Origin of the sequence: Rhodococcus sp. ENV425, assembly GCF_002887785.1 — a bacterium.
GTDB lineage: Bacteria > Actinomycetota > Actinomycetes > Mycobacteriales > Mycobacteriaceae > Rhodococcus > Rhodococcus aetherivorans.
The window spans coordinates 1-7283 of record NZ_PCZU01000217.1 but is presented as its reverse complement, the minus strand read 5'-3'; the positions used below and the strand labels follow the sequence as shown (position 1 = coordinate 7283).

General features: G+C 68.9%; 5 protein-coding genes. 1 reads left to right on the top strand and 4 read right to left on the bottom strand.

Annotation, left to right across the window (positions count from 1 at the left end; all coding sequences use genetic code 11):
- From CQZ88_RS18895 to CQZ88_RS18880, 4 genes are all read right to left on the bottom strand, one after another.
- A partial coding sequence (locus CQZ88_RS18895) for a cbb3-type cytochrome c oxidase subunit I (protein WP_180987041.1) occupies positions 1–945 on the bottom strand: 945 nt, incomplete at its 3' end.
- Positions 946–1055: 110 nt separating this feature from the next.
- Complete coding sequence (locus CQZ88_RS18890) at positions 1056–2003, bottom strand: M56 family metallopeptidase (protein WP_102800153.1); 948 nt, start codon at positions 2001–2003, stop codon at positions 1056–1058.
- On the bottom strand, positions 2000–2362 hold the full coding sequence (locus CQZ88_RS18885; protein WP_102800152.1) for a BlaI/MecI/CopY family transcriptional regulator: 363 nt from the start codon (positions 2360–2362) through the stop codon (positions 2000–2002). The genes CQZ88_RS18890 and CQZ88_RS18885 overlap by 4 nt, the downstream gene beginning before the upstream one ends.
- 388 nt (positions 2363–2750) lie before the next feature.
- On the bottom strand, positions 2751–4730 hold the full coding sequence (locus CQZ88_RS18880; protein WP_374703829.1) for a cytochrome c oxidase assembly protein: 1980 nt from the start codon (positions 4728–4730) through the stop codon (positions 2751–2753).
- A gap of 1141 nt (positions 4731–5871) precedes the next feature.
- Here CQZ88_RS18880 and CQZ88_RS18870 point away from each other — a divergent pair.
- Positions 5872–7283, top strand: a 1412-nt coding sequence (locus CQZ88_RS18870; RefSeq protein WP_102800149.1) for a multicopper oxidase family protein, incomplete at its 3' end; no start/stop codon positions are given.

Here is a 7283-nt window from a genome sequence, read left to right as displayed (position 1 = left end):
GTACATGTGGTGCGCCCACACCGCGATCGACAGGGCGGCAATTCCGAGCGTGGCGTAGACCAGGCCGGTGTAGCCGAAGATCGGCTTGCGGGAGAAGACCGGGAAGATCTCCGAGACGATGCCGAAGAACGGCAGCGCGATGATGTACACCTCGGGGTGGCCGAAGAACCAGAACAGGTGCTGCCAGAGCATCGCCCCACCGTTGCCGGGGTCGAAGATGGATCCACCGAGCAGCCGGTCGTAGAGCAGCCCCAACAGCGCCGCGGCCAGCAACGGAAAGGCGAGCAACACCAGGATCGAGGTGATCAGAATGTTCCAGGTGAAGATCGACATCCGGAACATGGTCATGCCCGGTGCGCGCAGGCACACGATGGTGGTCACGAAGTTGACCGCGCCCAGGATGGTGCCCAGACCGGAGACGGCCAGGCCCGCGATCCACAGGTTCGCGCCCATGCCGGGCGAGTGCAGTTCCGAGTTCAGCGGCGCGTAGGCGGTCCAGCCGAAGTCCGCAGCGCCGCCGGGGGTGAGAAAGCCGCTGACCGCGATGAGCGAGCCGAACAGGTACAGCCAGTAGCTGAAGGCGTTGAGCCGGGGGAAGGCCACATCCGGAGCACCGATCTGCAGGGGGAGAATGTAGTTGGCGAAGCCGAACACCACCGGGGTGGCGTACATCAGCAGCATGATCGTGCCGTGCATGGTGAACAGCTGGTTGTACTGCTCGTTGGACAGCAACTGCAGACCCGGCACCGCGAGTTCGCTGCGCATGATCAGCGCCATCACCCCACCGACCGCGAAGAACGCGAACGAGGTCACCAGGTACAGCAACCCCAGCACCTTCGGGTCGGTGGTGGTGACCATCTTGTAGACGAAGGCGCCCTTGTGTCCCCGCCGCGGGGGCATCGGACGGGTGGCGACGGGGACGGGTGGGGGGACGAGAGCGGTCATGGGCTGTCCGATCCGAGTTTCTGCGCGAGCGCACGACGTTGAGACACTCGGCAGCCTACCCAAATACTATGCCGAATAGTATTTGGGCCGGGTGCGGTGCCTCCCACCCCTCAGAGCACGACCGGGACCAGGCACACCCCGGCCGAGGCGGTGGCGAGGCCGGCCAGTGCGGTCGCCGCGGGCACGGCCATCGACACCGCCGCCGCCGCCGCGTACGACATGCGCGGACACCGCATTCGCCAGCTGGTGCGCAGTTTGACCAGACGCAGCGACGTCTCGTTGCTCAGCCCCAACGCCCCGGGCGGTTGCGGCAGCGGGGAAGCCGAGACGGCCACCAGCGCCGCGCACACCGTGGCGGCGTTGGTAGCACGCGCAGCGTGCTGGTCGGCAGTGAGCTCGACCAGGGTCTTCACCGCCGACGGGGCCGCGGCGAACAGCGGCACGGCCGGGAACACGGCCGCGAGAACGTCGCACGCGCCGACGATGCGGTGATGGCTGCCGCGCAGGTGGGCCCGCTCGTGGGCGAGCACAGCATCGCGCTCACCGCTGCTCAGACACTGCGACAGTCCGTCGGTGGCGACCACGAAACCGGGCCGGCCGGCGACGCTGTAGGCCATCGGCATCGGGTGCTCGAGCCACATCACATCGTCCCCCCGTGAGCGGGCGACGATGGAGACCACCTCGCGGTGGTAGTCGAGCAGCCGGGCCTGCGCCCGGGCGTGCCGCCGACCCAGGATCACCACCCGGGCCACCACGGCGCTCAACACCACCGCCCCGGCCCCGGCGAGGGCTTCGGTGATCCACGGTTGGATGGCGTGCGTGACCGCGGCCAGACACCGCACCAGGGCCTCGACCGCGGTCTCGGCCGGGGCATGATCGGGCCAGATCAAGATGATCGCCGCCGAGGCCCCGAAAAACAGCGCGCCGGCCAGGCTGCCCAGCCACGCCGCCAGCACCATCCCCGGCGGCAGGGAGGTCGCAGCCACGCGGCGCAGCATCGGCGGCGCCGCCACCGTGATCAGGGCGGCACCGAGGAGCAGGACCAGAGCCAAGGTCATTGCTCGGGGGCCCGGCTGGTCCGGCCCCGGCGCAGGGCGTCGTACTCGCGGTCGGTCACCGTCTTGGCGAAGTGCAGCAGCACGGCGCTGGGATCGACGCTGCTGTCCAGCAGCGCCCGCAGGGCCTGAGAGGTGGCTTCCTCCCGGCTGCGCGAGGGCGAGTAGAAGTAGGCGCGGCTGCGCTTTTCGCGCTGCACCCAGCCCTTCGCGTACAGGTGGGTGACCACGGTCAAGATGGTGGTGTAGGCGAATTCTTTGCGATCACGCAGCCGGTCGACCAGATCGTGCACCGACTGCGGCTCGTCGGTCGACCACAGCTCGTTCATCACCTCGGCCTCCAGATCCCCCAATCCGTGCATGACTCCCCTCGCAGATACTCGCCGACCATCGATGAACCTACACACGCGCATCCGGTGCGACCTGCACTTCGTGTGCATCCAACCATGCCACGCCATCGGCCTTGCCGCCGTCCGACTCCCACACCTCGTAGTGCAGATACGGCCCCGCTCGACCGGCCCCGAGTGCCGTGCCGTCGGTGACCGAAACGGTCGGTGCCGATCGTGTGGGTCGGGAAGACCGGGTCAGGCCCGGATGTGCGGTATCGGGTCAAGATCGCATCCTCGAAAAGGCACCCGTTCGTTGACAACGAACGTGACGAACCCCGCCACGGTACTACTATTCCGCATAGTTTATCAAGGGGTCGAGTGGCTCACCCCACGCCGATCTCGGTCTGCGGACGCCGTACCGTCAGAAGCGCCGCGCCGGTCTGTTCGGTTCGCGCGGAGCCCCGTCCAATCCGCGCAGCATCGCGTTGGAGGCGGCCAGTTCCTCGTCCCCCTCGCGATCGATCTGCTCGTCGCGGCGCCGGGCCCGACGCTCGTCGACCGAAGCCCAGCGCACCGTCGCCAGCACCGCGGCCAGCAGCAGCGGCAACTCACCCCCCACCCACGCCAGGTTGCCGCCGAGCCGCTGGTCGGCGGCCACATCGTCGAAGAAGCCACGTCGCAGGGAGGTGTAGTACTCGGCGGCGACGACGGTCCCGGCGTTGACTACCGACACCAGCAAGAAGGCGTAGGCTGCCAGCGCCACCAGCGCCGCGACCACCCGTGCCGCCGGCGCCGGGGGGCGCGGCAGTGGGTCCGGGCCCACGGTGACCCAGAAGAACAGCGACCCCACCGCCAGCACCCACACGTTGGTCAGCACGTGGGCCAGGTGCGAACCGGCGAGCGCGTCGTACAGCCCGGCGAGATAGAGCAGATAGAAGGTGCCCACGAACGCCGCCACGGCCACCGCGGGGCTCGTCAGCGCCCGGACGGGCATGCTCGTGTACATCGCGCGCAGCCACTCGCGGGCCCCCGGGACGGCCCCGTCCGGGCCGGCGCGGACCGTGCGGGCGGCCAAGGTGAGCGGGGCGCCGAGCACCAGGCACAACGGCGCCACGACGGCGATGGCGGCGGTGGCCGCCAGGTGCACGCTGAACACCGCCGGGGCATAACGCCCCACCCCCGAGGACGTGGCGAGCAGCAGCACCAGACATCCGAGCAGCCACCCGGCGGTGCGTTGGATCGGCCACCGCCCGCCCGCCGCGCGCACCCGCCGCACCCCGAGCAGATAGAGCACGGCGAGCACCACCGCGGCGGTGCCCAGCAATAGGTCGAACCGCCACTCGGCCAACATACGAACCGGTGTCGGCGCCCCACCCAATCCGTAGCCAAGCACCTCCTCGACCACACTCGGCTCCCCCCGCTCACCCTCGGGCGGCGGGGTGCGCCCCAACGCCACCCCGAGCCCGACCGTCGCCATCAGCACCGTCGACTCCACCACCGCCAACCGGGTGAATGCCCGCCGATCCGCCGGGTCGGCGGCCAGCGTGCTCACCGTGACGGTGCGTTGACGCCACCCCAGCCAGCCCACCACGACCAGCGCAATCCCCTTGGCCAGCACCACGACCCCGTAGGCGCCCTCCAGGAGCTGTCCGAGCGGCACCCGTACCGCGGCATTGACCACCCCGGACACCGCCATCACCCCGAACGCGCCCGCCGCGAGGGCAGAGAACCGGCGCGTGGCCACATCCAGATGCCCCCCGCCGCGGACGGTGTGCAGCATCAACGCCGCCAACCCCCCGACCCACAGTCCGGCCGCCAGCAGGTGCAGCACCAAACTGCTGGTCGCCAGATCGTGCGATCCGCCCGCCGACGAATGCCCCGTCACCGCCCGGGGCATCAGGCTCGCCACCGCCGACACCAGCAGCAACGGCGTCGACCGGTGCCGCAGAACAATCCGGCATCCCAGGCCCACCATCGCCGCCAGGGCCGCCGTCCACAACCACGCGACGGCCACCTCGATCTCGCCAACGACCCGTAGAAACGGCAGCGGATCGGCGAACACCGCGCTCAAGGGCTGGCCGGAGGTGTCCGACAACGACAACGGCACCAGCGCCAGGGCACACCCCGCCCACAGCGCTGCCGCCGCCCCGGCCGTGCGCACCGCCCGGTACCCATCGACATCGAGCACCCCCGAGCGCTGCGGCGGCACCAACACCGCCGCGAGCAGCAACGACCCGACCATCATCACCGCGGACACTTCCCCCACCGCACTGACCGCCGGCACGGCGTACCTCGTCAGGGCCCCCGGATCCGGCAACCCCAGCAACCGCAACACCGCCGTGCTCGACACCGCCGCCAGCGCCGTGGCCACCACGGCCGCGCCCGCCGTCCAGCCGAGCATCGCCCCGACCACCGCTCTCCTGCCGATGCCTGCCACGTAAGAACCTCGCCCTCGTCCGATGCTCGCCCGTTCCCGCCGGCCGACCCTGGTGAGCGCGCGCATTGCCGCCCAAATACTATGAAGGATAGTTACCTGCTGTAGTCGTCCCTCCACGACCCGCAATTGCAGATCTGCGTCTCTATGGCAACGGGATGCTGTCGATGCCGACGGAAGGGAAGCCGATGAGCCCCGGACACGACATCCCCGCCACCCACGCCCGTGCTCGCTGGCCATCGAGGGCATTGCCTGCCGCCGGCACCTGCCCCGGTCGTGTCGCGGTCGACGCTCGGAAAGCGAGGCCGGTGGTCGATCCACACTCTCCGGTGGTCGACTGTCGACACGTGGCAACGAGGGGCCGCATCACCCTGGCAAGCGATACCAGAATCCCCTGTCCGCCCACGAAGACGATTCATGTCCCTCGACCCGCCGGAGGGCAAAGGCCACAGGACATGCAACTATGGTGCGAGCGACGGCCCCGAGTATCCGAAAGATTTCCCGTGATGAGTTCCACCGCTGTCCTGTCTCGGACACTGCGCCGCGTGGCTCTCTCCGTGATGGTCGTGGCGGGGTTGATCGCCATGCACGGTCTGGCTGGTGCTGGAGGCGTGCATACTTGTTTCGGTGATCCCCGGCTTCCGACGTCGGGTGTTTCGGCCACCGATTCCCCCACTGCGACGGCTGTCGGATCGCCATCGATTGGATCGCCATCGATGCAACGTGCCGACCCGGCGCCGCTCCGTCCTCACTCGCTCGCGGAGCACACTGCCCCAGAGACAGCGGCCGACTCGATGGGTGTGGCATGCGTGGCGACGATCCTGCGTCTGGTAGGCGTGTCGAACCTTTTGCTGAGCGGTTTCGTCGCACTGGTCGCCTGGTGCCTCGCCGTAGCCTGCAGCAACGCCCGGCGCTTCGGCCGGTGGCGCCGGTGGCGGCCCCGGCCGGGGTCCGGTACGGAGATCTTGCACCTGAAGTGTGTGCTGCGCACGTGACCGGGTACGGCCCCGGCCCGTCGTCCCGATACGGCGTCCGGGTCCGCTGACCGGTTCCCTAGCGCGCCGCCCCTGCGATGCGGCGTGCTCCGCACATTCTTCAGGAGAGCATCGTGACCCCCTCCGGCAACATCGGTTCCCGCGTCAACCGGCGCACCTTTCTCACTGCCACCGCGGTGGGATTCGGTGGTCTGGCGCTGACCGCGTGCAGCACCAGGACAACATCGACCACCGCTCCCACAGCGTCGAGCATCGAGCAGAGCGCGATCCTCGCGGCCGAGGCCAAACGCCCGCACACCGGTCGCACGGTCGCCGCCGCCCTCACCCCGCAAATGACCGAGCTCGACCTCGGCGGACCGAAAGTCCGGTCCTTCGCCTACGGCGACACGATGCCGGGTCGGTTGATCCGCGCCAGCGTCGGTGATGAGCTTGCCGTGACGGTCGACAACAAGATGCCCGATCCCACCTCGGTGCACTGGCATGGCCTCGCGCTGCGCAACGATATGGACGGTGCCGCCCCCGCAAGCCCTGACATCACATCGGGCCAGTCCTTCACCTACCGGTTCTCGGTGCCGCACCCGGGCACCTTCTGGGCTCACCCCCACGTGGGTGGGCAAACCGACTACGGGCTCTATGCGCCGGTGATCGTCGACGACCCCAACGAACCGTTGTCGTACGACGCCGAATGGATCGTGGTCCTCGACGACTGGACCGACGGTGTCGGTCGCAGCCCTCAGCAGATCTTCGACGAACTCCGTGCAGGCGGGATGGGATCGATGGACCACAGTTCCATGCCCGGGATGAGCATGCCCGGCATGTCCGGCATGGATCAGCCGCCCACGAGCGACGACGGTATGTCCGACGGGACGGGCGCCAACCTTCTCGGCGGGGACGCCGGGGACATCACCTATCCCCTCTACCTGATCAACGGCCGCGTCCCGGAGGCGCCTTCCTCGTTCGCCGCCAAGCCGGGCCAGCGGGTCCGGATCCGGATCATCAACGCCGCCGCCGACACCGCGTTCCGCGTCGCACTCGCCGGGCACCGCATGACCGTCACCCACACCGACGGTTTCCCCGTCGTCCCCACCGAGGTCGACGCCCTCTTGATCGCAATGTCCGAACGCTACGATGTCATCGTCACTGCCGCAGACGGTGTTTTTCCGCTCGTCGCCTCGGCAGAAGGCAAGAACGCCCAGACGCGGGCACTGCTGCGTACCGGCTCCGGCGCTGTGCCGGACCCCGGCGTGCGGCCTCCCGAACTCGACGGGCAGATCGGCACCGTCCACTCCTTCACCGCTACCGGTGAAGTGATGTTGCCGCAAGACCCGCCGGAGGTGAACCTGTCCGCCGACCTGGGCGGCGACATGGCGAGCTACCAGTGGACCATCAACGGCCGAACGTTCGATCAGATGGAGCCACTGACCGTCCGGGAAGGCCAGCGCGCCCGATTGACATTCACCAACATGTCCATGATGTGGCATCCGATGCATCTGCAGGTCAAGTCCCGTGAGGTGGTGTACGACGT